Source organism: Pseudomonas fluorescens, assembly GCF_012974785.1.
In the GTDB taxonomy this organism is placed as follows: Bacteria; Pseudomonadota; Gammaproteobacteria; order Pseudomonadales; family Pseudomonadaceae; genus Aquipseudomonas; species Aquipseudomonas fluorescens_BT.
The window spans coordinates 6,081,608-6,104,288 of sequence record NZ_CP027561.1 but is presented as its reverse complement, the minus strand read 5'-3'; the positions used below and the strand labels follow the sequence as shown (position 1 = coordinate 6,104,288).

Annotated in this window: 26 protein-coding genes and 2 pseudogenes; 13 read left to right on the top strand and 15 right to left on the bottom strand. The window is 61.1% G+C overall.

Annotation, left to right across the window (positions count from 1 at the left end):
* Nucleotides 1-80: 80 nt before the first annotated feature.
* The 3 genes from C6Y56_RS27945 to C6Y56_RS27935 form a co-directional block, all read right to left on the bottom strand.
* A complete protein-coding gene (locus C6Y56_RS27945; RefSeq protein ID WP_169432439.1) occupies nucleotides 81-1,568 on the bottom strand; it encodes a YifB family Mg chelatase-like AAA ATPase in 1,488 nt (495 codons plus the stop codon).
* A gap of 178 nt (nucleotides 1,569-1,746) precedes the next feature.
* On the bottom strand, nucleotides 1,747-1,917 hold the full coding sequence (locus C6Y56_RS27940) for a hypothetical protein (protein ID WP_169432438.1): 171 nt from the start codon (nucleotides 1,915-1,917) through the stop codon (nucleotides 1,747-1,749).
* Nucleotides 1,918-1,951: 34 nt separating this feature from the next.
* On the bottom strand, nucleotides 1,952-2,404 hold the full coding sequence (locus C6Y56_RS27935; protein WP_371915525.1) for a GNAT family N-acetyltransferase: 453 nt from the start codon (nucleotides 2,402-2,404) through the stop codon (nucleotides 1,952-1,954).
* Nucleotides 2,405-2,988: 584 nt separating this feature from the next.
* Between C6Y56_RS27935 and C6Y56_RS27930 the strand changes: the two genes are divergently transcribed.
* On the top strand, nucleotides 2,989-3,258 hold the full coding sequence (locus tag C6Y56_RS27930; protein ID WP_169432437.1) for a HigA family addiction module antitoxin: 270 nt from the start codon (nucleotides 2,989-2,991) through the stop codon (nucleotides 3,256-3,258).
* Here C6Y56_RS27930 and C6Y56_RS27925 read toward each other — a convergent pair.
* Both C6Y56_RS27925 and C6Y56_RS27920 read right to left on the bottom strand, forming a co-directional pair.
* Nucleotides 3,253-3,774 (bottom strand): BRO-N domain-containing protein, encoded by a 522-nt coding sequence (locus C6Y56_RS27925; RefSeq protein ID WP_169432436.1) that lies wholly within the window; start codon nucleotides 3,772-3,774, stop codon nucleotides 3,253-3,255. The genes C6Y56_RS27930 and C6Y56_RS27925 overlap by 6 nt on opposite strands.
* A 401-nt stretch (nucleotides 3,775-4,175) precedes the next feature.
* Nucleotides 4,176-4,436 carry an accessory factor UbiK family protein gene (locus tag C6Y56_RS27920; RefSeq protein ID WP_011336527.1) on the bottom strand — a complete coding sequence of 87 codons (261 nt, stop codon included), beginning with the start codon at nucleotides 4,434-4,436 and terminating at the stop codon, nucleotides 4,176-4,178.
* A gap of 398 nt (nucleotides 4,437-4,834) precedes the next feature.
* Between C6Y56_RS27920 and glnK the strand changes: the two genes are divergently transcribed.
* From glnK to sutA, 4 genes are all read left to right on the top strand, one after another.
* Nucleotides 4,835-5,173, top strand: a complete 339-nt coding sequence (gene glnK, locus C6Y56_RS27915; protein WP_002555808.1) for a P-II family nitrogen regulator — start codon at nucleotides 4,835-4,837, stop codon at nucleotides 5,171-5,173.
* A gap of 37 nt (nucleotides 5,174-5,210) precedes the next feature.
* Entirely contained in the window at nucleotides 5,211-6,548 is a 1,338-nt protein-coding gene (locus C6Y56_RS27910; RefSeq protein WP_027610437.1) for an ammonium transporter, read from the top strand.
* Nucleotides 6,549-6,763: 215 nt separating this feature from the next.
* Entirely contained in the window at nucleotides 6,764-7,189 is a 426-nt protein-coding gene (locus tag C6Y56_RS27905; RefSeq protein WP_169432435.1) for a secondary thiamine-phosphate synthase enzyme YjbQ, read from the top strand.
* A gap of 102 nt (nucleotides 7,190-7,291) precedes the next feature.
* A complete protein-coding gene (gene sutA, locus C6Y56_RS27900) occupies nucleotides 7,292-7,618 on the top strand; it encodes a transcriptional regulator SutA (protein ID WP_007951900.1) in 327 nt (108 codons plus the stop codon).
* 64 nt (nucleotides 7,619-7,682) lie between these two features.
* On the opposite strand, the pseudogene C6Y56_RS27895 reads toward sutA, so the two are convergent.
* From C6Y56_RS27895 to lptM, 6 genes and pseudogenes are all read right to left on the bottom strand, one after another.
* Nucleotides 7,683-8,386 (bottom strand): annotated as a pseudogene (locus C6Y56_RS27895) (HAD family hydrolase).
* The gene (gene xerC, locus C6Y56_RS27890) at nucleotides 8,383-9,282 is read right to left on the bottom strand and encodes a tyrosine recombinase XerC (RefSeq protein WP_169432434.1); all 900 of its coding nucleotides are present in this window, start codon (nucleotides 9,280-9,282) and stop codon (nucleotides 8,383-8,385) included. The pseudogene C6Y56_RS27895 and the gene xerC overlap by 4 nt, the downstream one beginning before the upstream one ends.
* 2 nt (nucleotides 9,283-9,284) lie before the next feature.
* Nucleotides 9,285-10,010: a DUF484 family protein gene (locus tag C6Y56_RS27885; protein ID WP_169432433.1), complete on the bottom strand. Its 726-nt coding sequence runs from the start codon at nucleotides 10,008-10,010 to the stop codon at nucleotides 9,285-9,287.
* A gap of 13 nt (nucleotides 10,011-10,023) precedes the next feature.
* Complete coding sequence (gene dapF / locus C6Y56_RS27880; RefSeq protein ID WP_169432432.1) at nucleotides 10,024-10,854, bottom strand: diaminopimelate epimerase; 831 nt, start codon at nucleotides 10,852-10,854, stop codon at nucleotides 10,024-10,026.
* A gap of 4 nt (nucleotides 10,855-10,858) precedes the next feature.
* Nucleotides 10,859-12,106, bottom strand: a complete 1,248-nt coding sequence (gene lysA, locus C6Y56_RS27875) for a diaminopimelate decarboxylase (protein ID WP_169432431.1) — start codon at nucleotides 12,104-12,106, stop codon at nucleotides 10,859-10,861.
* Nucleotides 12,107-12,115: 9 nt separating this feature from the next.
* On the bottom strand, nucleotides 12,116-12,289 hold the full coding sequence (lptM, locus tag C6Y56_RS27870; protein ID WP_007951888.1) for an LPS translocon maturation chaperone LptM: 174 nt from the start codon (nucleotides 12,287-12,289) through the stop codon (nucleotides 12,116-12,118).
* 239 nt (nucleotides 12,290-12,528) lie between these two features.
* Here lptM and cyaY point away from each other — a divergent pair, with 239 nt between their 5' ends.
* The 3 genes from cyaY to rnk all read left to right on the top strand — a co-directional run bounded on the left by cyaY (nucleotide 12,529) and on the right by rnk (nucleotide 13,621).
* Nucleotides 12,529-12,861: an iron donor protein CyaY gene (gene cyaY / locus C6Y56_RS27865; RefSeq protein ID WP_114886277.1), complete on the top strand. Its 333-nt coding sequence runs from the start codon at nucleotides 12,529-12,531 to the stop codon at nucleotides 12,859-12,861.
* Nucleotide 12,862: 1 nt separating this feature from the next.
* Nucleotides 12,863-13,081, top strand: a complete 219-nt coding sequence (locus C6Y56_RS27860; protein ID WP_169432430.1) for a DUF1289 domain-containing protein — start codon at nucleotides 12,863-12,865, stop codon at nucleotides 13,079-13,081.
* A gap of 129 nt (nucleotides 13,082-13,210) precedes the next feature.
* A complete protein-coding gene (gene rnk, locus C6Y56_RS27855) occupies nucleotides 13,211-13,621 on the top strand; it encodes a nucleoside diphosphate kinase regulator (protein WP_169432429.1) in 411 nt (136 codons plus the stop codon).
* Nucleotides 13,622-13,628: 7 nt separating this feature from the next.
* Here rnk and C6Y56_RS27850 read toward each other — a convergent pair whose 3' ends face one another.
* From C6Y56_RS27850 to C6Y56_RS27840, 3 genes are all read right to left on the bottom strand, one after another.
* Entirely contained in the window at nucleotides 13,629-16,472 is a 2,844-nt protein-coding gene (locus C6Y56_RS27850) for a class I adenylate cyclase (protein WP_169432428.1), read from the bottom strand.
* 195 nt (nucleotides 16,473-16,667) lie between these two features.
* On the bottom strand, nucleotides 16,668-16,913 hold the full coding sequence (locus C6Y56_RS27845) for a TIGR02647 family protein (RefSeq protein ID WP_007951883.1): 246 nt from the start codon (nucleotides 16,911-16,913) through the stop codon (nucleotides 16,668-16,670).
* Nucleotides 16,914-17,103: 190 nt separating this feature from the next.
* The gene (locus tag C6Y56_RS27840; protein WP_085689966.1) at nucleotides 17,104-17,388 is read right to left on the bottom strand and encodes a hypothetical protein; all 285 of its coding nucleotides are present in this window, start codon (nucleotides 17,386-17,388) and stop codon (nucleotides 17,104-17,106) included.
* Nucleotides 17,389-17,511: 123 nt separating this feature from the next.
* Between C6Y56_RS27840 and C6Y56_RS27835 the strand changes: the two genes are divergently transcribed.
* Nucleotides 17,512-18,171 (top strand): glutathione S-transferase family protein, encoded by a 660-nt coding sequence (locus tag C6Y56_RS27835; RefSeq protein ID WP_169432427.1) that lies wholly within the window; start codon nucleotides 17,512-17,514, stop codon nucleotides 18,169-18,171.
* Nucleotides 18,172-18,226: 55 nt separating this feature from the next.
* Here the strand turns inward: C6Y56_RS27835 and argH are convergent, their stop codons facing one another.
* Nucleotides 18,227-19,621: an argininosuccinate lyase gene (gene argH, locus C6Y56_RS27830; RefSeq protein ID WP_103368168.1), complete on the bottom strand. Its 1,395-nt coding sequence runs from the start codon at nucleotides 19,619-19,621 to the stop codon at nucleotides 18,227-18,229.
* A 343-nt stretch (nucleotides 19,622-19,964) separates the two neighbouring features.
* Here argH and C6Y56_RS29710 point away from each other — a divergent pair.
* From C6Y56_RS29710 to C6Y56_RS27815, 4 genes and pseudogenes are all read left to right on the top strand, one after another.
* A pseudogene (locus C6Y56_RS29710) lies at nucleotides 19,965-20,096 on the top strand (sensor histidine kinase); the annotation flags it as partial.
* On the top strand, nucleotides 20,093-20,839 hold the full coding sequence (locus C6Y56_RS27825; RefSeq protein WP_169432426.1) for a LytR/AlgR family response regulator transcription factor: 747 nt from the start codon (nucleotides 20,093-20,095) through the stop codon (nucleotides 20,837-20,839). The pseudogene C6Y56_RS29710 and the gene C6Y56_RS27825, both read left to right, overlap by 4 nt.
* Nucleotides 20,840-20,977: 138 nt before the next feature.
* Nucleotides 20,978-21,919: a hydroxymethylbilane synthase gene (gene hemC / locus C6Y56_RS27820; RefSeq protein ID WP_169432425.1), complete on the top strand. Its 942-nt coding sequence runs from the start codon at nucleotides 20,978-20,980 to the stop codon at nucleotides 21,917-21,919.
* Nucleotides 21,916-22,671: a uroporphyrinogen-III synthase gene (locus C6Y56_RS27815; protein ID WP_169432424.1), complete on the top strand. Its 756-nt coding sequence runs from the start codon at nucleotides 21,916-21,918 to the stop codon at nucleotides 22,669-22,671. Before hemC ends, C6Y56_RS27815 begins: the two co-directional genes overlap by 4 nt.
* Nucleotides 22,672-22,681 lie beyond the last annotated feature (10 nt).

The following is a 22,681-nucleotide window of genomic DNA, read 5'->3' as shown; positions in this document are numbered from 1 at the left end:
TCAAAATTGCTCTCCGATCTTCTACGTCAATCAAAGCTGATTTAAATTCCGATTATTCAATCCGCGTTCGTGTCCCTACTCTACTGTGGCCGATACTGCAACGCTTCGGCCAGATGTTCCCGATTGATATCCGCACGCTTCTCCAGATCCGCCAACGTCCGTGCGACCTTCAGCAGCCGGTGCGCCGAGCGCAGCGACAAGGTCAGTCTTTCGCACGCCGTCTCCAGCCAGGTTTCATCGGCTGTGGATAACTTGCAGTGCTTCTTCAGCCCCGGCAAATCGAGAAACGCATTGGCACAGCCCTGGCGTCTTTGCTGACGCTCGCGGGCCTCGGCGACCAATGTGGCTGCGCTGGCGCTGTCCTCTCCCGGTTTCACCGCCGGGTTCAACGCTGTCGCTTCCCTCGCCACCGTCAGGTGCAAATCGATCCGATCGAGCAACGGCCCCGATAACTTGTTGCGATAGCGCTGCACCATGTCCGGCGTGCACGAGCACTTGCCGCTGGGCTCGCCAAGATATCCACAAGGGCAGGGATTCATCGCTGCCACCAGCTGGAATCGTGCGGGAAACCGTACCCGTTCCTTGGCCCGTGCGATGACGATGCAGCCGGATTCCAGCGGTTCGCGCAGAACCTCCAGCACCTTGCGGTCAAACTCGGGCAGTTCATCAAGAAACAATACGCCGTGGTGGGCGAGGGTGATTTCGCCGGGTTGCGGTTTTGAGCTGCCTCCGACCAGCGCCGGCCCGGAGGCCGAGTGATGCGGTTGGCGGAACGGGCGCTGCGGCCAGTGAGTCAGGGGCGCCCCGCTGGCGACGGATTGAATCGCCGCCACTTCCAGCGCTTCACTCTCGGCCAGCGGTGGCAGCAAGCCCGGCAAACGACTGGCCAGCAACGTCTTGCCCGTCCCCGGTGGCCCGCTGAACAGCAGATTGTGCGCACCGGCGGCGGCAATCAGCAGTGCCCGCTTGGCGGCCAGTTGGCCTTGTACCTCATTCAAGTCGGGATAGGGTTTGGCGGCATGGATCAGCCCGTCCGAGACATACGGCTCGACCGGTGTATGCCCATTGAAATGCGCCACGGCCTCCAGCAGATGATCCACCGCGATCACCCTCAGTCCCGAGGCCAGACAAGCCTCCTCGGCATTCGCTCGCGGCACCACCAGCGTCCGCCCGGCCTTGCGCGCCGCCAGCGCCGCCGGCAACACCCCACGCACCGCCCGCACTGCGCCGGATAACGCCAGCTCACCCAGACACTCCACGTCATCGAGCGTCAACGTCGGCACCTGCACACTCGCCGACAGAATCCCCAGTGCAATCGCCAGATCGAACCGCCCGCCATCCTTGGGCAGATCCGCCGGCGCCAGATTCAACGTGATCCGCCGCGCCGGAAACTGCAGCCCGGAATTGATGATCGCACTGCGCACCCTGTCCTTGCTCTCCTTCACCGCCGCTTCGGGCAGGCCGACCATGGTCAGCGAGGGCAAGCCATTGGCGAGGTGAACTTCAACGGTGACAGCGGGGGCATCCACGCCAATCTGGGCGCGACTGTGGACGATGGCGAGGGACATGGTCGTTCCTTGAGTTGAATCGGGGGCCGCTTCCTGCGGGTTTTTTAAGGGTAGTCGGGGAGGAGAGTGTTGGAGGGACGGCTGCCTGGGCAAACCTTCACTGGATGTTGCTGGAGTCGAAATGATTAATCGTCAGGCGTAAAAAAACCGCCAACTAGGCGGTCTTTTAATTCGGGATTCAGGTTCCGCCACCGGCGAGCCAGCCATCTGGCTCCAATTCTTTGCCATAGGTCGCGGCGACCTTCAAAAAGTGCCGCTGACTGGCAGAAATCGTATCGGCCAAACTGGGCGCTTCTACACGAAGCCTGGATGCAAGTAACGGCTGTTTTTTCCGCTTCTTCTGTTTCATAGACACCTCTCGTGTCTGGAGGAATGAATCGATCTTATTGGTCGTCCAGTGGAAAGACAAGGCGGTCGGTTGTATCGAAATGAAAGCCAAGTTTTTGGTAGTAAGGGATGGCGCCAGAGTCAGGTTCCTGGACCTCGATTTCAGTACATCCCAGTCTCCGTGCGTAGAATTCAGTTGTCAGTAGCGCCATGGGTGCGATCCAGCCTCGCAAGGTGTGGGTTCTGCCAGTTCGTCCCTGCAAAAGGATGATTTTTATGCAGATCGTGCTTTTGCGCGGAGTTGCGTAACACAAGCCGCACAGTTCTCCTTCGTACCAAAAAGCTAGGTCCAGACCCTTTGCGTCTTTGGTTTTCCACTTCAGCACGTCATCCCATGGATAGCTCACGGGCCCGCTCCACTGGTGGTATGCATTGATTGCTACAGGAGTAATTGGCTCAATTCCGAGTGATGTTGCATCCACCCCGGCCGCTAATGCTTCCGGGTCCATAGATACGGTTCGGTGTGCAAGTTTGCGGGCTTCAGATTTGAGTGTCTGATTACGGAGCTCGGTACCTTTTCCTTTTCTTCGCATTGTCTGTGTTCTGTTTGGATCAGGCCGCAGAAGGTAGCGAAGGCAGGGATACTCACGTAATCAGGCATGGGGGACAGTCCTTGTAGGACGGTACTTACGTAAGTGAAGGACGTTGGTTTGGACGGATTCAGGATTTTCTGCCCGCCAACAAGCCGCTTGGCTCAAGCTCAGGTCCGCACGTAAGGGCGACTTCAATAAACCTCCGTTGATTGGCTGACATATTTCCAGCCAGTCGGAGTGCTTCAAGGTGTAGTTCAACAATCAGAAGTAGCTTTGTCTTCCTCTTTTTATCCTTCACAGAGACCTCCATCCTGATGGGTGCATTTTCGTTTGCCAATGTAATGACAGGTGTAAGGACTGCATAACCAGGCGTAGACGCCGATTTTTGTAGGGGCATGCCCTAATAGTTGTAGGACGCCAGCGAAAGCGACTCGACGGTCTTGTATCGCAAAGTCGGATGCTCCAGTTTGACCACTCAATACAGCCTCTGGAGGCGAAAAATGAACCGCAATGGTATGCGCTCGATTCATCCCGGCGAGGTTCTGAATAAGGAGTTCATGGAGCCGTTGGGCATGCCTGTCATGGACTTGGCCATGCCCACGAACTGGCCTGAAACCGAGATCGAGAAGCTTGTGAAATGCCAGCTCAGGATCTGCGCCGATCTGGCAATCAGGCTGGCCATCCACCTCAATACCACACCTGAGTTCTGGATGAGTCTTCAGTCGACTTACGATTTACGCAGGGCCCAGCTCCGGCATGCGGGCCTATAGCGATTGCAGCATCCGCGAAGCCCTCTTCCACCAAGTGCCCGGTTCTGGGCGCTTTAGCTTTTCCCGTTCTACCACCATCAACGGCACATCCTGCAACCGAATCCACGGCTGGTTATTCCAGTGCAGCAAACTCAACGACATCTCGGGCCAATTCAGAAGGCTTAGCTGTGGGCGTTCGCTTGTGGTGGGGTGCTGGGCGTCGCGCAGGGTGGGGATGACCTGATGGGTGAGCCATTCGCGCAGGGCACGGTATTCGGGGCAGTAGTGATAGACGAGGAGGGCGTAGATGCCGGATTCGCTGATCAGGAGGGTGTTTTCGATCTGGTTGTGGATCAGGGTTTTGCGGGTTTGGTATTGGTCGGGGTCGAGTTTTCGCAGCATGCGTTCGTTGAGGTAAATGTGCAGCAGACGGCCCAGGTCGCGGGCGGAGAACCAAGGTTGGTTCTGGATAAGAAGGGCGTGAAGGTGGAGTTTGTGGCGGATGAAGACGTTGGGAATTAAATAGCTTTCGTCCATGACTCGGTTCTCGAATGTGGTGAAGAAAGCTGCCTCTGATCGTCGCCAAACAAAGAGGGTGGCAGCTATGCGCGGATTGGCGAACCGGGACATTCGAAAACCGGCAGACCCGAAGGTCTCCCACGCACAGCCGCCATAATTCGAGGTGGGAGTATTTCCCTCGTTCGAACATCATCGCGCTGCGTCAAATGTTGCCGGGTCGCCAAACCCAGTGCTGAACATTCAGCATTGGGTGAGCTTAGGAATCAGGGCTTCACGACGCAATCGGACGGCGGGGTTGCAAGCTGTAGGATTCTGCCGAGAGTCGATAGCGAATCCTGAATGGCGGGAAGGTCGTTCCGACCTTCATTCGCGGGCAAGCCCGCTCCCACAAGGGACCGCATTCACAAAGAAACGAGGTGTTACTCAGCCGGGGGCGTCAGCTTCGCTTCCAGCTCAGCCACCTTCGCCTCAAGGCTCTCAAGCCGGGCGCGAGTGCGCGCCAGCACCACCATCTGACTGTCAAACTCTTCGCGGCTCACCAGGTCCAGTTTGCTGAAGGCACTCTGCAGCAGCATCTTGAACTGGCTTTCGATTTCGGCTTTTGGCAAGGGCGTGTCGCCGCTGAACAGGCGGGAGGCGGTGCCGCTCAGGGCGTCGAGGAAGTCTTTGGGCGCGAGCATGGGATATGTCCTGGAAACAATGGCCGGCAGTGTATCACGCAGTGTCTATAGTCATTGGCGCAGGCACGGATGCACGCTTTTCGCGCAATGGGATGCACGGCTGCGCACCGTTGTTGTGCGTATCCCGTGTGCCATTTGGGTGATGGCATCTGCGACAGCGGCCAAGGGATTGAAATCAGTGGTTTTTGGCGAGATGGCAAGCTTTCTGCTTAGTCACCTTCGACCCATGCACTGATGCAGTCGCTGTGACGAATGCAGTGCGGCAGACGGAGCGGGGAGTTTCGTCTGGAGCGGTTAGCTGGCGTCGACAACGAAGCGTTACAAAGCCAGGCACTGCGCTTAGACTTGAGTCGGGTTTGTTTTCCTGGGGCAAGTCCACCAATTCGGGAGAGAGTTTCATGAAGCTAGTCACTGCCATCATCAAGCCGTTCAAGTTGGACGACGTGCGCGAGTCGCTGTCCGAAATCGGCGTGCAGGGCATTACCGTTACTGAAGTCAAAGGCTTCGGTCGGCAGAAGGGTCACACCGAGCTGTATCGCGGCGCGGAGTATGTGGTCGATTTTCTGCCCAAGGTGAAAATCGACGTTGCCATCGACGACAAGGATCTGGATCGGGTTATCGAGGCGATAACCAAGGCTGCCAACACCGGCAAGATCGGTGACGGCAAGATCTTCGTGGTCAATCTGGAACAGGCGATCCGCATCCGTACCGGCGAAACCGATACCGACGCAATCTAAACGCCGCCACAAACCCAACGCCCCAGGAGAAAACAATATGACTCTGCGTAAATTCGCAGGGCTAGGAGCCCTGTTGTCTATCGTAATGCCCGGCCTGGCCATGGCGGCAGACGAAGTGGCAGCTCCAGTCCTGAACTCCGGCGACACCGCCTGGATGCTCACCTCCACAGCCCTCGTGCTGTTCATGACCATTCCCGGCCTCGCGCTGTTCTACGGCGGCATGGTTCGGTCGAAAAACATTCTTTCCGTGATGATGCAGTGCTTCGCCATTACCGGTCTGATCAGCATCCTGTGGGTCATTTATGGCTACAGCATTGCGTTCGACACCACCGGCATGGAGCAGGGCGTCGTCAACTTCAACTCGTTCTTCGGCGGCATGGGCAAGGCGTTCCTCGCCGGTGTCACACCTTCGAGCCTGACCGGCCCTGCGGCGTTGTTCCCTGAGGCGGTGTTCATCACCTTCCAGATGACCTTCGCGATCATCACCCCGGCGCTGATCGTCGGTGCGTTCGCCGAGCGGATGAAGTTCTCCGCGATGCTGATCTTCATGGGCATCTGGTTCACCCTGGTCTATGCACCGATCGCGCACATGGTCTGGTCCGGCAACGGCGGCCTGATGTGGGACTGGGGCGTACTCGACTTCGCCGGCGGCACCGTGGTGCACATCAACGCCGGTGTGGCCGGTCTGATTGCCTGCCTGGTACTAGGCAAGCGCAAAGGCTTCCCGACCACCCCGATGGCCCCGCACAACCTCGGTTACACCCTGATGGGCGCGGCCATGCTGTGGGTCGGCTGGTTCGGCTTCAACGCCGGTTCCGCTGCGGCCGCCAATGGCACCGCCGGCATGGCGATGCTGGTGACTCAGATCGCGACCGCCGCTGCCGCACTGGGCTGGATGTTCGCCGAGTGGATCACTCACGGCAAACCAAGCGCACTGGGTATTGCATCCGGCGTCGTTGCCGGTCTGGTCGCGATCACTCCGGCTGCTGGTACCGTGGGCCCGATGGGCGCACTGGTGATCGGTCTGGCGGCAGGCGTGGTGTGCTTCTTCTGCGCCACCACCCTGAAACGCAAACTCGGTTATGACGACTCCCTGGACGCCTTCGGTGTGCACGGTATCGGCGGTATCCTCGGTGCGATCCTGACCGGTGTGTTCGCCGCACCGTCGCTGGGTGGCTTCGGCACCGTCACCGACATCGCCGCACAAGTGTGGATTCAGTGCAAAGGCGTCGGCTTCACCGTGATCTACACCGCCATCGTCACCTTCATCATCCTCAAGGTGCTGGATGCCGTGATGGGTCTGCGCGTGACCGAGGAAGAAGAATCGGTCGGCCTGGATCTGGCACAACACAACGAGCGCGGCTACAACCTGTAAGCACGCGCCGCAAAAAACTTGCCCGGCTCGCCGGGCATTTTTTTGTCTGGAATTTGTCTTCCCTGATACAGCTGAAAGGATTTTTCGTACTGCTTTGGTCGTGTTTACGACGAGTGTTTTTCTGCGGCCAAAGGCTTACATCATTGAAGGAATATTAGGGCCTTTGTTTTTTTCCAGAGCGCGCTAGAATGCGCCCCGAACGTGCGGAGAACTGTATGTGGCAACAGACTCTGATAACCCTGCGGGCACGGCCCCGGGGCTTTCATCTGGTGACGGACGAGTTGCTCGCCGGCCTGCCTGAACTCAGGGCATGCCGGGTCGGTCTGTTGCATTTGTGGCTGCAGCATACCTCGGCGTCGTTGACCATCAACGAGAACGCCGATCCGGCGGTACGTCGCGACTTCGAACGATTTTTCAATCGTCTGATCCCACAAGGAGCAGACGGCTATGAGCATAACGACGAAGGCCTGGACGACCTCCCGGCGCACTTCAAGGCCAGCGTGCTGGGCTGTCAGATCAGTTTGCCGGTAACGGCGGGTCGACTGGCACTGGGTACCTGGCAAGGCGTTTATCTGGGCGAGCACCGTGATCATGGCGGTGCCCGTAAAGTCCTCGCCACCTTGCACGGTGAAGGGGCATAAACCGTTGGTCACCAATGGTTACCGATTTTTTTCCGGCGACTTTCGACAGTCGCCAAAGCTGGTCTATAACTAATCTGCTTTTCGCAAGTCATGAGGTAGAACATGAGCGACGATGATCTGGAAAACGACGACCTCGAAGTAGGCGACGAAGACGAGGCCGAAGACGGTCTGGAAGCAGCAGCGGAAGACGTTGCTGAAGACGATGGCGGTGACGATACGCCGGCCCCGGCTGCCAAAGGCAAAGCCAAGGCTGCGGTGTCGGTCGACGAGTTGCCGAGCATCGAAGCCAAGAACAAGGAGCGCGACGCCCTGGCCAAGGCCATGGAAGAATTCCTTGCGCGCGGTGGCAAGGTTCAGGAAGTGGAGGCCAACGTGGTCGCCGATCCGCCCAAGAAGCCGGACAACAAGTACGGCAGCCGCCCTATCTGAGGCGTGTCGCTTGCTTGCTGAAATAGCCCGCCGTCGCTGCGGGCTTTTTCATGGGCGAAAGAAACTAGCCGAGGCTGTTCCAGCGGGCGAGCACCGCGGGCAGATCGTTAAGACTGCGAATCTCGGCATCCGGCAGGCGCTCCGCTTCCCAGACCTTGCCGGCCGGGTTGAACCAGATCGCTCGCAGACCGGCCTGCTGCGCCCCGGCGATGTCATCCCCGGGTGATCACCGATATGCACCGCTGCTTCGGCGTTCACGCCACCGCGCTGCAACGCTTCATGGAACAGTCGCGCATCCGGCTTGGCGATGCCGATGTCTTCGGCGCACAGCGCAAACTTGAAGTAGTCCGCCAGCCCGAGGCGACGCACATCGGCGTTGCCGTTGGTGACCACGCCGAGGGCGTAGTGTTTGGCGAGGGTTTCCAGGATTGGCTCGACTTCCGGGAACACGTCGATCTGATGCCGGGCATGCAGAAACACTTCAAAACTCTTGTCCGCCAGATCCGACGCTTCGCCGTGGGCGTACCCGGCTTCTTCCAGCGCATGGAACAGCACCCGCCGCCGCAACGCGCTGATGCGGTGCTTGAGCCCCGGTTCGCGGGCCAGCACCCGCTCGCGGATCGACCACAGATGCTCCACCGGCACCGCGCCCAGATTCGGTGCATGTTCGCCCAGCCATTCACGCAAAACCGCTTCGGCGCTGACGATCACCGGGGCGGTGTCCCACAGGGTGTCGTCGAGGTCGAAGGTGATCAACTGGATGCTCATGAATCGTCGCCTTTCATGCGTTTGGCCCGTGGGTGGGCGCTGTCATAGACCGCCGCCAGGTGCTGGAAGTCCAGGTGGGTATAGATCTGGGTGGTCTTGATGTCCGAGTGGCCGAGCAGTTCCTGCACCGCGCGCAGGTCCTGGGAGGACTCGAGCAAATGGCTGGCGAAGGAATGTCGCAACATGTGTGGGTGCAGGTTCTGCCCCAGTTCGCGCTCGCCGGCCAGTTTGACCCGCACCTGAATCGCGCGCGGGCCAAGGCGTCGGCCTTGCTGGCTGACGAATACCGCGTCGTCCGCCGGGTTGGTCAGCGCCCGCAGCGGCAGCCATTGCTCCAATGCTTCCCGAGCCTTTTTGCCGACCGGCAACAGACGCGTCTTGCTGCCCTTGCCGAGTACCTGAACCATGCCGTCGGCCAGATCGAGCTGATCGAGATTGAGCCCGGTCAGCTCCGACAGACGCAGCCCGGAGGAATAGAACAATTCCAGAATCGCCTGATCGCGCCGGGCCAGAAAGTCGTCCTCGACTGCGCCTTCGAGCAGTTGCAGCGCTCGGTCGGTATCGAGGGTTTTCGGCAAGCGGCGCTCGCCTTTGGGCGGTGCCAGGCCGGTAGCCGGGTCGTGATCGCAAAAGCCTTCGCGATTCAGGTAGTGATAGAGCCCGCGCACCGCCGAAAGCAGGCGTGCCAGGCTGCGGGAGGACTGGCCCTGTGCATGCAGGCGGGCGATCAGGCTGCGCAGGCGCTGGATGTCAAGCGCCTGCCAGCTGCCGATGTTCTGCTTGTTGCACCAACCGAGGACTTTATCGAGGTCGCGGCGGTAGGCCGACAGCGTGTGCGGCGACACCTGCCGCTCACTGCGCAGGTGTTCGCAGTAAGCGTCCAGTTGTCGTTCCATGCTCAGCGTACCGAGCGCAGGGAGCTGTTGACCCGTGGCAGCACGCGGCCCATGACTTCGGCGATGTAGCTGAGGAACAGCGTGCCGACCGAGCTCTTGTAGTGCTGCGGATCACGGCTGGCAATGGCCAGGATTCCGTGGATGCCCTGATGGCTGACGGCGACCACGGCGGTGGAGCCGATCTGCTTGCGCTGCTCCTCGCCGAACAGGAAGTCCAGCTCATGCTCGCGCAGGCTGCCGCTGACGCTCTTGCCTTCGGTGAGCAATCCACCGATGGCGGTTTGTGCGTCGGCGTGGGTCACCCAGCGGCCGACCGGGGCCGGGTTGTCGCCGAGCAGGATCAGGCTGACGAAGGGCACCTGAAAATCCTGACGCAGACTGTCTTCGACGCTGATCACCACATCTTCCAGAGTGGCAGCGTCCATCAGGGCGAGGATCAGGCGACGGGTCTTGTCGAACAGGCGATCGTTGTCCCGGGCCACGTCCATCAAGTGCGAGAGGCGATGGCGCATCTCGATGTTGCGGTCGCGCAGGATGGACATCTGGCGCTCGACCAGCGATACGGTGTCGCCGCGACGATGAGGAATGCGCAGGGACGGCAGCAGCTCTTCGTGTTCGATGAAGAAATCCGGATGAGCCTCCAGGTACGCGGCAACCGCTGCCGCCTCCAGACTTTCGGGCGCTGTTTCAGTGGACTTTCGGGCGGGTACCTGAGGCTTGTCGGTCATGGCTTCTGCTCACTCAAAGACGCACTTGTCCTTCGTATACACGCACTGCCGGGCCGGTCATCAGCACCGGTTGGCCGGGGCCTGCCCATTCGATGGACAGGCGCCCGCCCGGCAGGTCGATCAGCAGTGGCGAATCCATCCACCCCTGGCTGATCGCAGCTACAGCAGCAGCGCAGGCACCGGTACCGCAGGCCTGGGTTTCCCCGGCACCGCGCTCCCAGACGCGCAGTTGCGCGCGATGGCGGTCGATGACCTGGAGAAAACCGACGTTGACCCGCGCCGGGAAGCGCGGATGGTGTTCGATTTTCGGCCCCAGTTCATGCACCGGTGCAGTGTTGATATCGCTGACCCGCAGCACCGCATGGGGGTTGCCCATGGACACTGCGGCCAATTCGACCGGCGTACCGTCGACATCGACCTGATAACTCAAGGCCTGCTCCGGTGCCTGGAACGGAATGTCCGCCGGCACCAGGCGCGGGGCGCCCATGTTCACGCTGATCTGGCCGTCATTACGCACGTCCAGTTCGATGATGCCGCCCTTGGTCTCGACGCGGATCTGCCGCTTGGCGGTCAGACGCTTGTCGAGCACGAAGCGGGCGAAGCAGCGCGCACCGTTGCCGCACTGCTCCACTTCGGAACCGTCGGAGTTGAAGATCCGGTAACGGAAATCCACATCCGGATTGCTCGGCGCTTCGACGATCAGCAACTGGTCGAAACCGATGCCGGTGTGCCGGTCGCCCCACATTTTTGCGTGCTTGGGCTGAATATGCGCATGCTGGCTGACCAGGTCGAGAACCATGAAGTCGTTGCCCAGGCCGTGCATCTTGGTAAAACGCAGCAGCATGGGGTTACTCCGGCAGCAGGCTTTCGCCGGCAAACAGCTCGGCCACGGTCTCGCGGCGACGCACTTCAAATGCCTGATCGCCATCTACCAGCACCTCGGCGGCACGGCCGCGGGTGTTGTAGTTGGAGCTCATTACGAAACCATAGGCGCCGGCCGAATGCACGGCCAGCAGATCGCCTTCTTCCAGCGCCAGTTCGCGTTCCTTGGCGAGGAAATCGCCGGTTTCGCAGATCGGGCCGACGACGTCATAGGTGCGCGCAGCGGTCTCGCGGGGCTTGACCGGGGTCACGTCCATCCAGGCCTGGTACAGCGCCGGGCGGATCAGGTCGTTCATCGCCGCATCGACGATGGCGAAGTCCTTGTGTTCGGTGTGCTTGAGGTACTCGACCTGAGTCAGCAGCACGCCGGCGTTGGCGACGATGAAGCGGCCCGGTTCGAACACCAGCGCCAGATCACGACCGACCAGACGCTCGCGCACGGCCTTGATGTAATCGGCGGCCAATGGCGGCTCTTCATCGCGATAACGCACACCCAGACCGCCACCGAGATCGATGTGGCGCAGGTGGATGCCGCAATCGCCGAGGCGATCGACCAGATCCAGCAGGCGATCGAGGGCATCGAGGAACGGAGGCAGAGTGGTCAGTTGCGAACCGATGTGGCAGTCGACGCCGACCACTTCCAGGTTCGGCAGGTGCGCGGCACGCACGTACACGTCTTCGGCGTCGGCGATGGCAATGCCGAACTTGTTCTCTTTGAGACCGGTGGAAATGTACGGGTGGGTGCCGGCATCGACGTCCGGGTTCACGCGCAGCGAGACCGGCGCACGAACGCCCAGCTCGGCGGCGACCACTTGCAGGCGCTCAAGCTCGTCGGTGGATTCGACGTTGAAGCAATGCACGCCGACTTCCAGCGCGCGACGCATGTCGTCACGGGTCTTGCCGACGCCGGAGAACACGATCTTGTCCGGGCTGCCGCCAGCGGCCAGGACGCGTTCCAGCTCGCCACGGGACACAATGTCGAAACCGGCGCCGATACGGGCCAGGACATTCAATACACCGAGGTTGGAGTTGGCCTTGACCGCGAAGCACACCAGGTGCGGCATGCCGGCCAGCGCATCGGCATAGGCCAGGTACTGGGCCTCGATGTGGGCGCGGGAGTAGACGTAGGTCGGTGTGCCGAAGCGATCGGCGATGGCGGACAGCGCCACACCTTCCGCGAACAGCTCCCCGCCACGGTAGTTAAAAGCGTCCATGGCGATCCCTTAGTAAACGTCGTGCTTGTGTGCCTTGGAGACAGGCTGCTTTTGCGAAGACTGGGCTTGCTCGGCCGGGTCCTGATCTTCATCGGGCAGGTACAGCGGGCCTTTCTGACCGCAGGCCGAAACGAGGCAGGCAACCGCGACGAGCGCAGCAAGGGAAGAGATCAGGCGCTTCATGGCGAAATCCTTGAATATGCGTTAATTGCGCCGGAGTATACCGGCCACCCGGCAGCTTGCCTATGCGACGGAACTCCCGTCCGGCGGGGCTCGGGCTGCGGCGCGGAAACTTTTCCTGCAAGGCGGGTGCATATTTCGTCGCCGGGCAGGGCGCTTGGTCGTTATCCTTTGCAATCGGCTGGCCGCGTCCGTATCTTGCGGCGCTTGAGCCTGATCAGACATTTTTTGAGGTTGCCGCAATGAGTTTGTCCGAAGCCCGTTTCCATGATCTGGTCGATGCCACCCAGCAAGCGCTGGAGGACATCTTTGATGAAAGTGGCCTGGATCTGGACATGGAGAACTCGGCCGGTGTGCTGACTATCAAGTTCGACAACGGCAGTCAGTTGATCTTCAGCCGTCAGGAACCTCTGCGTCAGCTGTGGCTGGCCGACCGTTCCGGCGGTTTCCATTTCGACTATGACGAGCAGGCCGGCAAGTGGGTCTGCGAGAAAACCGAAGAGTTGCTGGGCGAAATGCTGGAGCGCATCGTCTGGGAGCGCGCCGGCGAAAAACTCGATTTCGACGAAATCTGAGATGAGTACCGCGCCACGGCCTGCCAAGCCGCTCTACAGCAACGTCAGCCCGGCAGTGCCTTCGCCGTGCACCGGCGTCTGTCGGCTGGATGAGCAGAAGGTCTGTCTCGGCTGCCTGCGGCATGTCGAAGACATCCGTGAATGGCGTTCGGCCGATGACGAGCGCCGCCGGGTTATCTGTGCCCAGGCGATGCAGCGCAGGCAACTGTCCGGGACGTAGCTTGTATATTTTTTGAGCTGTGATAGTGTCCGGAAACGCCTCAACCCATCGAGGCCTGGTGAAAACCCCGTCTTTTTTTGGCGGGGTTTTGCTTTTTTTGTGTGCAGAAGAAAGGAGTCTGCCCGGATCATGACCGCACCTTCCATCACCCTTACCCGTCTGGACGTGCAACGTCTGGAGCGCCTGATCGACAGCCTGGATGAATCGCTGCCGGGCGTGATCGCGCTGCAAACCGAACTGGACCGCGCCGATACCCTGGTCGGCCACGATGAAGTGCCCGCCGACGTCGTAACGATGAATTCCCGTGTGCACTGTCGCGAAGAAGGCAGTGGCAAGGACTACCACCTGACTCTGGTCTACCCGAAGCACGCCAATGCCGACGAAGGCAAAATCTCGATCCTCGCTCCGGTCGGCAGTGCGCTGCTGGGCCTGAAAGTCGGCCAGCACATCGACTGGCCGGCACCGGGCGGCAAGACCCTGAAACTGACGTTGCTTGAAGTCGAATCGCAGCCGGCCAACGGCGGCGACTTTCCGGAGTAACTCCGCCTCAGACCTGCTCGAGCGCCTCGTTCAGAGAGCGTTCCAGGTCGGCCTTGTAACGCAGATACAGATTGCTGGAACTTTGCCCGTCACCGAGCAGGCCCGAGAGGTCGAGGTCGGTGATGTAGCAGCGGTAGCGCTCGGTTTCCCGGCGCTGGCCGACGATTTCCCGGGCGACCACGCTGAACAGCTGGTCGCCATGTTCCAGCTCGCTGAATTCCCGTTGATTGCAATACAGCGTGACCTGCACTTCGCCGGGCGCGGCTTTGCCGACGATCGCCTGCACGTCGTAGAACGGTTTGTTGACTGGCGTCTGCGGTGCGGTGCGCATTTCCACCCGTCGCGCGCGTCCGGGCCCTGATGGCAATAACTGGTAATACAAGATTTCGAGGCTGGCGGCCTGGCTCGCATCCATCGGCAGCAGCGCTTCGCGCCGGAACTGGATCGATTGCAGGAACCGCTGCAACGGCACCAACAGGCTTTGCTCGTCGTGGTAGGGCAAGTGCTGTTGCCACAGCGCATTGAATTCGTCGAGTACGTACAGCTCGGCTGTTTGCTCGATGATCCGGTAGAACACCTGTATGCATTCGGGCTGGCCCATCGGCAGGGTCAACGCCAGGTCGTGGTCTTCCAGTGCCATCGGGTCCAGGTGCAGCGGGCTATAGCGTGGCTGTTCCTCGCCCAGATAATCGAGCAGCGCCGGCAGGGTGGCGAGGGCGACGTGGTTGACCTGGCCCGGCACCAGCTCCAGCACGTGATAGTGCTGCTGCACCTGGATCAGGTAGCGGTGATTCAAGTCGCTGAGCAACAGGGTCTGCGCGGTATCGACGATTTCTTCTACCCGGCGGGCGATGAATTGCGCGCGGTTGTGGCAGAAGCAACGTACCCGCAGCGATGGCTGCTGCGGTCCGCGCGGCAGGTTGTTGAGGTAATCGCGCAGGCAGTCGAGCAGCGCGTGCGGGCCGTCGAAGCGGTTGACCAGCACTTCGTTCCAGCTGTTGAGCGTGACCTGATCGAGGGTCAGTACGAGGTTCTCGCGGACCCCGGCATAACTCAGGGAATCGGTGCGCTCGGTGGTCATGAGGATGTTCAGGTCGCGGTGATGCTTGAGCGGGTCGACCCCGACATTCACCAGCATCAGCACCTCGCTCGGCACACTGGCGCGCAGCAGTGGTTCTTCTGCAACCGTGGTCAGGGGCAGGGCAATGCTCTGTTGCAGGCTGCCGAGCAAATTGAACAGCTCGAACTCGCTCATGTCGCTGGTGCCGGGGTGCAGCGCCAGTCGTGTGCTGCTGTCGATCACGCCGTTGCGGTGACACCAGGTCAGTAGCTCCAACAGATGCCGGCAGCGCTTGATCGGAGCGAAATGCTCCCACTCCAGCGCCGTGAGACTGCCGTTGTACAGGCCCCATTGGGTTTGGCCGGGCTCCTTTTTGTTCGGCGACTGCACCAGGGTCAGGGTGTCTTCAGCCAGGTCAGGGGCGATGCCGGGGTTGATGAACTCGACCTTGTCGGCCTTGCGTTCGAATGCGGCGTACAGGCGCCGGCCGAGAACGTTGAGGTCGCGCTTGTTGATCAGGCTCACGGTCTGTTCGGTGCGGGCGAACTGGGTCAGGAAGCGGTAGCTGTAGTTCAGCTCGTTGACCAGGGCACGGCGCTCCGCACTGACCTGGCGGACTTTCCACTGGCTGCGGCTGTCGAGCAGTGCCAGTTGCCGCTGGTCCCAGTGCCATTCGCTGGCCAGTCTTTCCAGCAATGAGCGCTGCCAGCTCTGGGTGCGGCTGTTGCCGGTGAGCTTGCGGTTGATCTTGAGGTACAGCGCCCGACGCACCAGCTCCAGCCGTTCCGGCTCGTTGCGCGCAGTGAGGTACTCCTCGATCCGGCGGTAAACCACCATGTACGGATCCAGCTCGTCGAGATCCAGCCGATTGGCGAATACGGCCTGCTTGAAGCGCAGGCTGAGGCATTGCACCTGCGGATGTTCGCTGGCGTAGACCTCGATCAGCAGCAGCTTGAGCACCGACTTGTAAGGCGACTCGATGCCCTTGAACAGTTGCCACAGCCCGGCGCCCACGAACTCGCCCGGCGGAATGTGGGCCAGGGGGCCGAGGTCGAGGGTTTCATCGTTGCGGATGAAACGCTTGGAAATCAGGGTGTGGGTGTACGCGTCGTAGGCACGTTCTTCGTAAACCGGCACCAGCCACCAGATCGGCGTACGCCCGGCCAGCCAGATCGCGGTGCGGTAGAACTCGTCCAGCAGCAGATAGTGCTGAGTGGTGCCGCAATCTTCGGAGCTGAGCTGGGTATCGCGCTCGCCTTTGACGAAGCGTGCCGGGTCGATCAGGAAGAAATGCGCCTCCGCGCCCTGGCTGGCGGCCCAGGTTTCGAGCAACTGGCACTTTTTACGCAGCTCGGCCAGTTCACTGTCGCTCAGGTCGGGGGCGTGGCACACCCACACGTCCATGTCGCTCTGGTCGGCCTGGGCCAGGGTGCCGAGGCTGCCCATCAGGTACAAACCATGAATAGGCCGTGGCGGATTGCTGCCATGGCGCGGCTTGTAGGAAAACGAACGCGTCAGGCGCTGGGCTTCGGCGAGTGCATCGGCGTCCGGTTCGTAATTCGACAGTCCGGCCGGCGTGCTGCCCGAGACATAGCCGGGCAACAGCGGATGATTGACGTGGAAAAACAGCGGTAACAGGGTCAGCACGCTTTGCTGGCGTGTCGACAGGCCTTCGAGGGCCCGGTTCAGGCGGCCTTCATTGAGTTTGAGAAAGCGTGCACGCAGCTGGCTGAGAACCTTGCGGTCGATGCCTTCGTCCAGGTCGGGGCGGATTTCATGGGTGAGGGTCATGTCGGCTCAAACCGGCGCGCAGGGCTCGGAGGCAAGGGGTCTCGGGTGTCCGGGAGTTTAGCGCCTGAGCGGCAGGAGTTTTAAGCTGAATTTGTTTTTTTGACGTCAGATTTCTATCGCGCGGCGAGGGGCGACGTTCATGGCTGGCCCGCGGAAATCCCGTGGCAGGGGTTTCCGTGGGCAAAGTCGGGAGGATCAGGCGGTTTGTTGCTCTTTGAGAATCGTCAGTACGGTTTGCACGTTCTGTGCGGCATCGCGACCGAGGCTGGTCAGGTAACCGCCATCAGGCTGGTCTGTCAGTTCTTTTTCGAACAGGCGTTGTGCAGCGGCAATGTGCTTCGGGGCAGCGGTCTGATGAATTTTCAGACCTTCCTGGGAACTGTCCAGGTTGAAGAGTGCGAGGACTTCCAGTTCGGCAACCAACTCAGGGGTAAGCGACATAAGGACTCCAGACTTTCTAGGAATTGGACGACAGCGCCCCTAAGGTGAACCTGCCGGCGCGGCCTGTCCAGTACGCGTGCCAGGGTTTTTGTCCCGGGGTGGATTCCAGTGTAGTCAGAGGGCGGGAGAAGGCCGCAGAGATGGGTGACAAATTGTGTGGGAGCAGGTCTGCTCCCACAGGAGCGGCCGTTTACTGCTTTTCCGGTGGCAGTTCCGGCAGAGCGCGCAGCGCCGTTTCGTACCACTCGGTATCGAACGCGCGGTCATCGTCGAGCATCGCGTCGATTTCGTAGGCCAGCACATGGGCCATCAGGTTCAGAATGTCTTCGCGCTCGTAGCCGACCAGGGTCAGCTTGTTGAAGGTTGCCTTGGCCGCTGGCGGGTTGTCGCTTTCGATCTGGTTCTCGATCGCTTCGATCAGCGTCGATTCGGTGAACTCTTCTTCATCATTGTCGATGTCAGTCGGCTCGCTCATGGCAGGCTCCTCAAGGAAAGGCGCCAGTTTACCCGCATTCAGCGGCGTGATGCTGCTGGCACGAATCCCCGGGGCGATCTATAAACAGGCACTGCCCACCCCGCACGGCCTGGAGGCTATGTGATGTTCAAGCTCTACGGATTCTCAGTCAGCAACTACTACAACATGGTCAAACTGGCGCTGCTGGAAAAAGGCCTGCCGTTCGAAGAGGTCACGTTCTACCCGACGCCTACGCCTGAATCTCTGGCCATCAGCCCGCGCGGCAAGGTCCCGGTGCTGGGGGCCGAAGGCGGCTACATCAATGAAACGATGGTGATGCTCGAATACCTCGAAAGCAGCCAGAGGGGCGTCCCGCTGCTGCCGACGGAACCGTTCGCGCGGGCTCAGGTGCTGGCGGTGGCCAAGGAGATCGAGCTGTATATCGAGCTGCCGGCCCGTGCCTGTTACGGCGAAGCGTTTTTCGGCACGGCGCTGCCGGAGGCGATCAAGGAAAAAACCAAGGCTGAATTGCTGCTGGGCTTTGCGGCCCTGGGACGCCACGGCAAGTTCGCCCCGTATGTGGCGGGCGACCGCCTGAGCATTGCGGATTTGTACTTTCTCTACAGCGTGCCGCTGGCGGCTGCGGTGGGGCACAAACTGTTCGGTCTGGATCTGCTGGCGGACATGCCGAAGGCCAAGGCGTTGCTGGAGCGACTTGAGCAGAATCCGCATGTGCAGAAGATTGCGGCGGACAAGGAAGCAGCGATGCCGGCGTTTTTGGCGATGATCGCCGCCAAAAAGTAGAAAACCTTGAGCAAGTTCGCGGGCAAGTCGACAACTCGACTTGCCCGCGATGCTTTTAGCGGCTGGCGATCAATGCCTGACCGCGAGCAACGGCTGCCTTGACCTGTGCCGGCGCAGTCCCGCCGATGTGGTCACGGGCATTCACCGAGCCTTCCAGGGTCAGTACGGCAAACACGTCCTGCTCGATCTGGTCGCTGAACTGACGCAGTTCTTCCAGGCTCATCTCCGCCAGATCCTTGCCGGTGTCGACGCCGTACTTTACCGCGTGGCCAACGATCTCGTGGCAGTCACGGAACGGCAGGCCACGGCGTACCAGGTAGTCGGCCAGGTCAGTGGCGGTCGAGAAACCGCGCAGTGCCGCTTCACGCATGATTGCGTGTTTCGGTTTGATCGCCGGGATCATGTCGGCAAAGGCACGCAGCGAGTCGCGCAGGGTATCGGCGGCGTCGAACAGCGGTTCCTTGTCTTCCTGATTGTCCTTGTTGTAGGCCAGTGGCTGGCCTTTCATCAGGGTCAGCAGGCCCATCAGGGCGCCGAACACACGGCCGGTCTTGCCACGTACCAGCTCTGGCACGTCGGGGTTTTTCTTTTGCGGCATGATCGAGCTGCCGGTGCAGAAACGGTCCGGCAGATCGATGAACTGGAACTGCGCGCTGGTCCACAGCACCAGCTCTTCGGAGAAGCGCGACAGGTGCATCATCGCGATGCTGGCGGCCGAGCAGAATTCGATGGCGAAGTCGCGATCCGACACGTTGTCCAGCGAGTTGCCGCCGACAGCGTCGAAGCCCAACAGCTGTGCGGTGTATTCGCGGTCGATCGGGTAGGTGGTGCCGGCCAGCGCGGCGCTGCCCAGCGGCATGCGGTTGGTGCGCTTGCGGCAGTCGACCAGACGCTCGTAGTCGCGGCTGAGCATTTCGAACCAGGCCAGCATGTGGTGCCCGAAGGTCACCGGTTGCGCGGTCTGCAGGTGGGTGAAGCCCGGCATGATGCTCGCGGCTTCGCGCTCGGCCTGCTCCAGCAGGCCTTTTTGCAGGCGGGTGATCTCGGCCAGAATCAGGTCGATCTCGTCGCGCAGCCACAGGCGGATGTCGGTGGCGACCTGGTCGTTGCGGCTGCGGCCGGTGTGCAGTTTCTTGCCGGTGATGCCGATGCGGTCTGTCAGGCGTGCCTCGATGTTCATGTGCACGTCTTCGAGGTCCACGCGCCAGTCGAACTGGCCGGCCTCGATTTCGCCCTGGATGGTCTTCAGGCCATCGATGATGCTGTCGCGCTCGGCATCCGTCAGCACACCGACCTTGGCCAGCATGGTGGCGTGGGCAATCGAGCCCATGATGTCGTGGCGATACAGGCGCTGGTCGAAAGTGACGGAGGCGGTGAAGCGGGCGACGAAGGCGTCGACGGGTTCACTGAAGCGGCCGCCCCAGGACTGATTGGTCTTGTCAGTGCTCATGAATTCGCTCGTATCGGCTTGAAGAAAGAAGGCGTGAAACGCTGGCGCGGATAATAACAGGGTTGCCAATCCTGTCGCTGACACTGGTCGATACGTTTTTTTCTCATCTCTGCGTTCATAGTCACCGCCGGTTCCGGGGGATTTGCGCAAGGATATTTTCCGATTGAGCAATATCGGCCCGGCAAGCGTCTACAGTAGGACTAAGGGTCGGCGCGACTGTGGATCGTGCAAAGGTCTGGCAGCCGACTATAAGAAGAGAGGGGTGGGTGTTTTGACCATCGGCATACCCTGCGTAAAACGCAGACAGGCGCGAGCCTTGAGGGGTGCGTCCCGGGTGCCGGCAAATATTGCCGGCCGACGTACGGCACTTTTTGGCGCTCGCGCTAGTCTTAGCGTGGATCGCGGTGACGGACGTCACTCCACTTGTCTACGCTATCCTTGTGCGAGACTCACGCAGGAATCCAGCGCAATATGAATGTCCTGATCGTTGATGACGAACCACTGGCCCGCGAGCGCCTCGCCCGAATGGTGAGCGAGCTCGAGGGCTACACAGTCCTGGAGCCCAGCGCCACCAATGGCGAAGAGGCGTTGGCACTGATCGACAGCCACAAGCCGGATATCGTGCTCCTTGATATCCGCATGCCGGGCCTCGACGGCCTGCAGGTGGCTGCCCGTCTGTGCGAACGTGAAACACCGCCAGCCGTGGTGTTTTGCGCAGGTCCCGATGAATTTGCCGTGGAAGCCCTGCAGGCCAGCGCCGTGGGCTATGTGGTGAAACCCGTGCGAACCGAACATCTGCAGGAAGCCCTGAAAAGGGCCGAACGTCCGAATCGGGCTCAGCTATCGGCCCTGACTCGTCCTGCCGCGGAAAGCGGCAATGGCCCCCGCAGCCACATCAGCGCCCGAACCCGCAAGGGCATCGAGCTGATCCCGCTGGACCAGGTGGTGTATTTCATTGCCGATCACAAATACGTGACCCTGCGCCATGAAACCGGTGAAGTCCTGCTGGACGAGCCCCTCAAGGCACTGGAAGACGAGTTCGGCGAGCGCTTCGTGCGGATCCACCGCAATGCGCTGGTCGCCCGCGACCGCATCGAGCGGCTGCAACGCACCCCGCTGGGCCACTTCCAGTTGTTCCTCAAGGGCCTGAACGGTGACGCGCTGATCGTCAGCCGCCGGCATGTGGCGGGCGTGCGCAAGATGATGCAAGGGCTTTAGTCCGCTGGCGTCGGGCGGCTCGTTTTTCCATTCACCAGGCATTGCCGGCCAGGGAGGCCACGCCGTTTCTGATTCAGGTCAAAGTGGATTTGGCTGAGCTGTTATTATCCGCCGTATCTATTCAGTACGGATTGATCCATGTCCTCTCGCGAAATCCGCATCGCCACCCGCAAAAGTGCACTGGCCCTCTGGCAGGCCGAATACGTCAAAGCCCGTCTGGAAGCAGCCCACCCGGGACTGCTGGTGACGCTGGTGCCCATGGTCAGTCGCGGCGACAAGCTGCTCGATTCGCCCCTGTCGAAAATCGGCGGCAAGGGCCTGTTCGTCAAGGAGCTGGAAACCGCGCTGCTGGAAAACGAAGCCGACATTGCCGTCCATTCGATGAAAGACGTGCCGATGGATTTCCCTGAAGGCCTCGGTCTGTTCTGCATCTGCGAGCGCGAAGATCCGCGCGACGCGTTTGTCTCCAATACCTGTTCCAGCCTCGACGCGTTGCCGGCCGGCAGTATCGTCGGCACCTCCAGCCTGCGTCGCCAGGCACAGTTGCTGACCCGTCGTCCCGACCTGGAAATCCGTTTCCTGCGCGGCAACGTCAACACCCGTCTGGCCAAGCTCGATGCCGGCGAGTACGACGCGATCATCCTCGCGGCGGCCGGTCTGATTCGCCTCGGTTTCGAAGATCGCATCACCTGCGCAATCAGTGTCGACGACAGCCTGCCGGCCGGTGGCCAGGGCGCCGTCGGTATCGAATGCCGCAGCGCCGACACTGAAATCCACGCCTTGCTCGCGCCTTTGCATCACGCCGATACGGCTGACCGTGTGAGCGCCGAACGTGCCCTCAACAAACACCTGAATGGCGGCTGCCAGGTGCCGATCGCCTGCTACGCCGTGCTTGAAGGCGAGCAATTGTGGCTGCGTGGCCTGGTCGGCGAACCGAGCGGCGGCAAGCTGCTGAGTGCCGAAGCCCGGGCGCCGCGCTCTGACGCTGCAGCGCTGGGCGTGCAAGTTGCTGAAGATTTGCTCCGCCAGGGTGCCGACGACATTCTCAAGGCGGTCTACGGCGAGGCAGGTCACGAGTGACGGCCTGGCGCCTGCTGCTGACGCGCCCCGCGGACGATTGCGAGGCGCTGGCCGAGGTGCTGGCCGGGCAGGGGATTTTCAGCAGTTGCCTGCCGCTTTTGGAAATCGCGCCGCTGCCGGTCTCTGACACAATGCGCCAGACGTTTGCCGGGTTGTCGCGCTACAGCGCGGTGATCGTGGTCAGCAAGCCGGCGGCGCGCATCGCTGTGCAGATGATAGATGCCGTGCCGGCCATACCCTGGTTCAGCGTGGGTGCGGCGACGGCGCAGATTCTTCAGGATCGGGGTCTCGATGCGCATTGCCCGGACGAGGGCGATGACAGTGAAGCCTTGCTGCAATTGCCGCGTCTGCTCGACGCCGTTGCACGGCCCGGCGCACGGGTGTTGATCCTGCGCGGAGAGGGCGGTCGCGAGCTGCTGGCCGAGCGCCTGCGCGAGCTTGGTGCTAGTGTCGAGTATCTGGAAATGTATCGCCGTGACCTGCCGGACTATCCGGCGCAGGAACTGCCCCGACGGATTGCGGCGGAACGCCTGAACGGGCTGGTGGTCAGCAGTGGACAGGGTTTTGAGCACCTGCGCCAATTGGCCGGCGACACATGGCCGGTGCTGGCGCAGTTGCCGTTGTTTGTTCCAAGCCCAAGGGTCGCCGGGCAGGCACGTGCCGCCGGGGCCCAAACAGTTGTGGATTGCCGCGGCGCGAGTGCCGCGGCCTTGCTGACGGCGTTACGGGAGCATCCCGTGCCCGTTCCCTAATGCAAAGGAT

Excerpts from the sequence above, each read along its gene's own strand:
- C6Y56_RS27825 (WP_169432426.1), top strand. The coding sequence starts at position 20,093 with ATGAATGTCCTGATCGTTGATGACGAACCACTGGCCCGCGAGCGCCTC.
- dapF (WP_169432432.1), bottom strand. The coding sequence starts at position 10,854 with ATGCTGCTGCGTTTTACCAAGATGCACGGCCTGGGCAACGACTTCATG.
- C6Y56_RS27905 (WP_169432435.1), top strand. The coding sequence starts at position 6,764 with ATGTGGCAACAGACTCTGATAACCCTGCGGGCACGGCCCCGGGGCTTT.
- rnk (WP_169432429.1), top strand. The coding sequence starts at position 13,211 with ATGACCGCACCTTCCATCACCCTTACCCGTCTGGACGTGCAACGTCTG.
- C6Y56_RS27940 (WP_169432438.1), bottom strand. The coding sequence starts at position 1,917 with ATGAAACAGAAGAAGCGGAAAAAACAGCCGTTACTTGCATCCAGGCTT.
- C6Y56_RS27945 (WP_169432439.1), bottom strand. The coding sequence starts at position 1,568 with ATGTCCCTCGCCATCGTCCACAGTCGCGCCCAGATTGGCGTGGATGCC.
- lptM (WP_007951888.1), bottom strand. The coding sequence starts at position 12,289 with ATGAAGCGCCTGATCTCTTCCCTTGCTGCGCTCGTCGCGGTTGCCTGC.
- cyaY (WP_114886277.1), top strand. The coding sequence starts at position 12,529 with ATGAGTTTGTCCGAAGCCCGTTTCCATGATCTGGTCGATGCCACCCAG.
- hemC (WP_169432425.1), top strand. The coding sequence starts at position 20,978 with ATGTCCTCTCGCGAAATCCGCATCGCCACCCGCAAAAGTGCACTGGCC.
- glnK (WP_002555808.1), top strand. The coding sequence starts at position 4,835 with ATGAAGCTAGTCACTGCCATCATCAAGCCGTTCAAGTTGGACGACGTG.
- C6Y56_RS27930 (WP_169432437.1), top strand. The coding sequence starts at position 2,989 with ATGAACCGCAATGGTATGCGCTCGATTCATCCCGGCGAGGTTCTGAAT.
- lysA (WP_169432431.1), bottom strand. The coding sequence starts at position 12,106 with ATGGACGCTTTTAACTACCGTGGCGGGGAGCTGTTCGCGGAAGGTGTG.
- xerC (WP_169432434.1), bottom strand. The coding sequence starts at position 9,282 with ATGGAACGACAACTGGACGCTTACTGCGAACACCTGCGCAGTGAGCGG.
- C6Y56_RS27935 (WP_371915525.1), bottom strand. The coding sequence starts at position 2,404 with ATGGACCCGGAAGCATTAGCGGCCGGGGTGGATGCAACATCACTCGGA.
- C6Y56_RS27840 (WP_085689966.1), bottom strand. The coding sequence starts at position 17,388 with ATGAGCGAGCCGACTGACATCGACAATGATGAAGAAGAGTTCACCGAA.
- C6Y56_RS27850 (WP_169432428.1), bottom strand. The coding sequence starts at position 16,472 with ATGACCCTCACCCATGAAATCCGCCCCGACCTGGACGAAGGCATCGAC.
- C6Y56_RS27885 (WP_169432433.1), bottom strand. The coding sequence starts at position 10,010 with ATGACCGACAAGCCTCAGGTACCCGCCCGAAAGTCCACTGAAACAGCG.
- C6Y56_RS27845 (WP_007951883.1), bottom strand. The coding sequence starts at position 16,913 with ATGTCGCTTACCCCTGAGTTGGTTGCCGAACTGGAAGTCCTCGCACTC.
- C6Y56_RS27860 (WP_169432430.1), top strand. The coding sequence starts at position 12,863 with ATGAGTACCGCGCCACGGCCTGCCAAGCCGCTCTACAGCAACGTCAGC.
- argH (WP_103368168.1), bottom strand. The coding sequence starts at position 19,621 with ATGAGCACTGACAAGACCAATCAGTCCTGGGGCGGCCGCTTCAGTGAA.
- C6Y56_RS27925 (WP_169432436.1), bottom strand. The coding sequence starts at position 3,774 with ATGGACGAAAGCTATTTAATTCCCAACGTCTTCATCCGCCACAAACTC.
- sutA (WP_007951900.1), top strand. The coding sequence starts at position 7,292 with ATGAGCGACGATGATCTGGAAAACGACGACCTCGAAGTAGGCGACGAA.
- C6Y56_RS27910 (WP_027610437.1), top strand. The coding sequence starts at position 5,211 with ATGACTCTGCGTAAATTCGCAGGGCTAGGAGCCCTGTTGTCTATCGTA.
- C6Y56_RS27835 (WP_169432427.1), top strand. The coding sequence starts at position 17,512 with ATGTTCAAGCTCTACGGATTCTCAGTCAGCAACTACTACAACATGGTC.
- C6Y56_RS27920 (WP_011336527.1), bottom strand. The coding sequence starts at position 4,436 with ATGCTCGCGCCCAAAGACTTCCTCGACGCCCTGAGCGGCACCGCCTCC.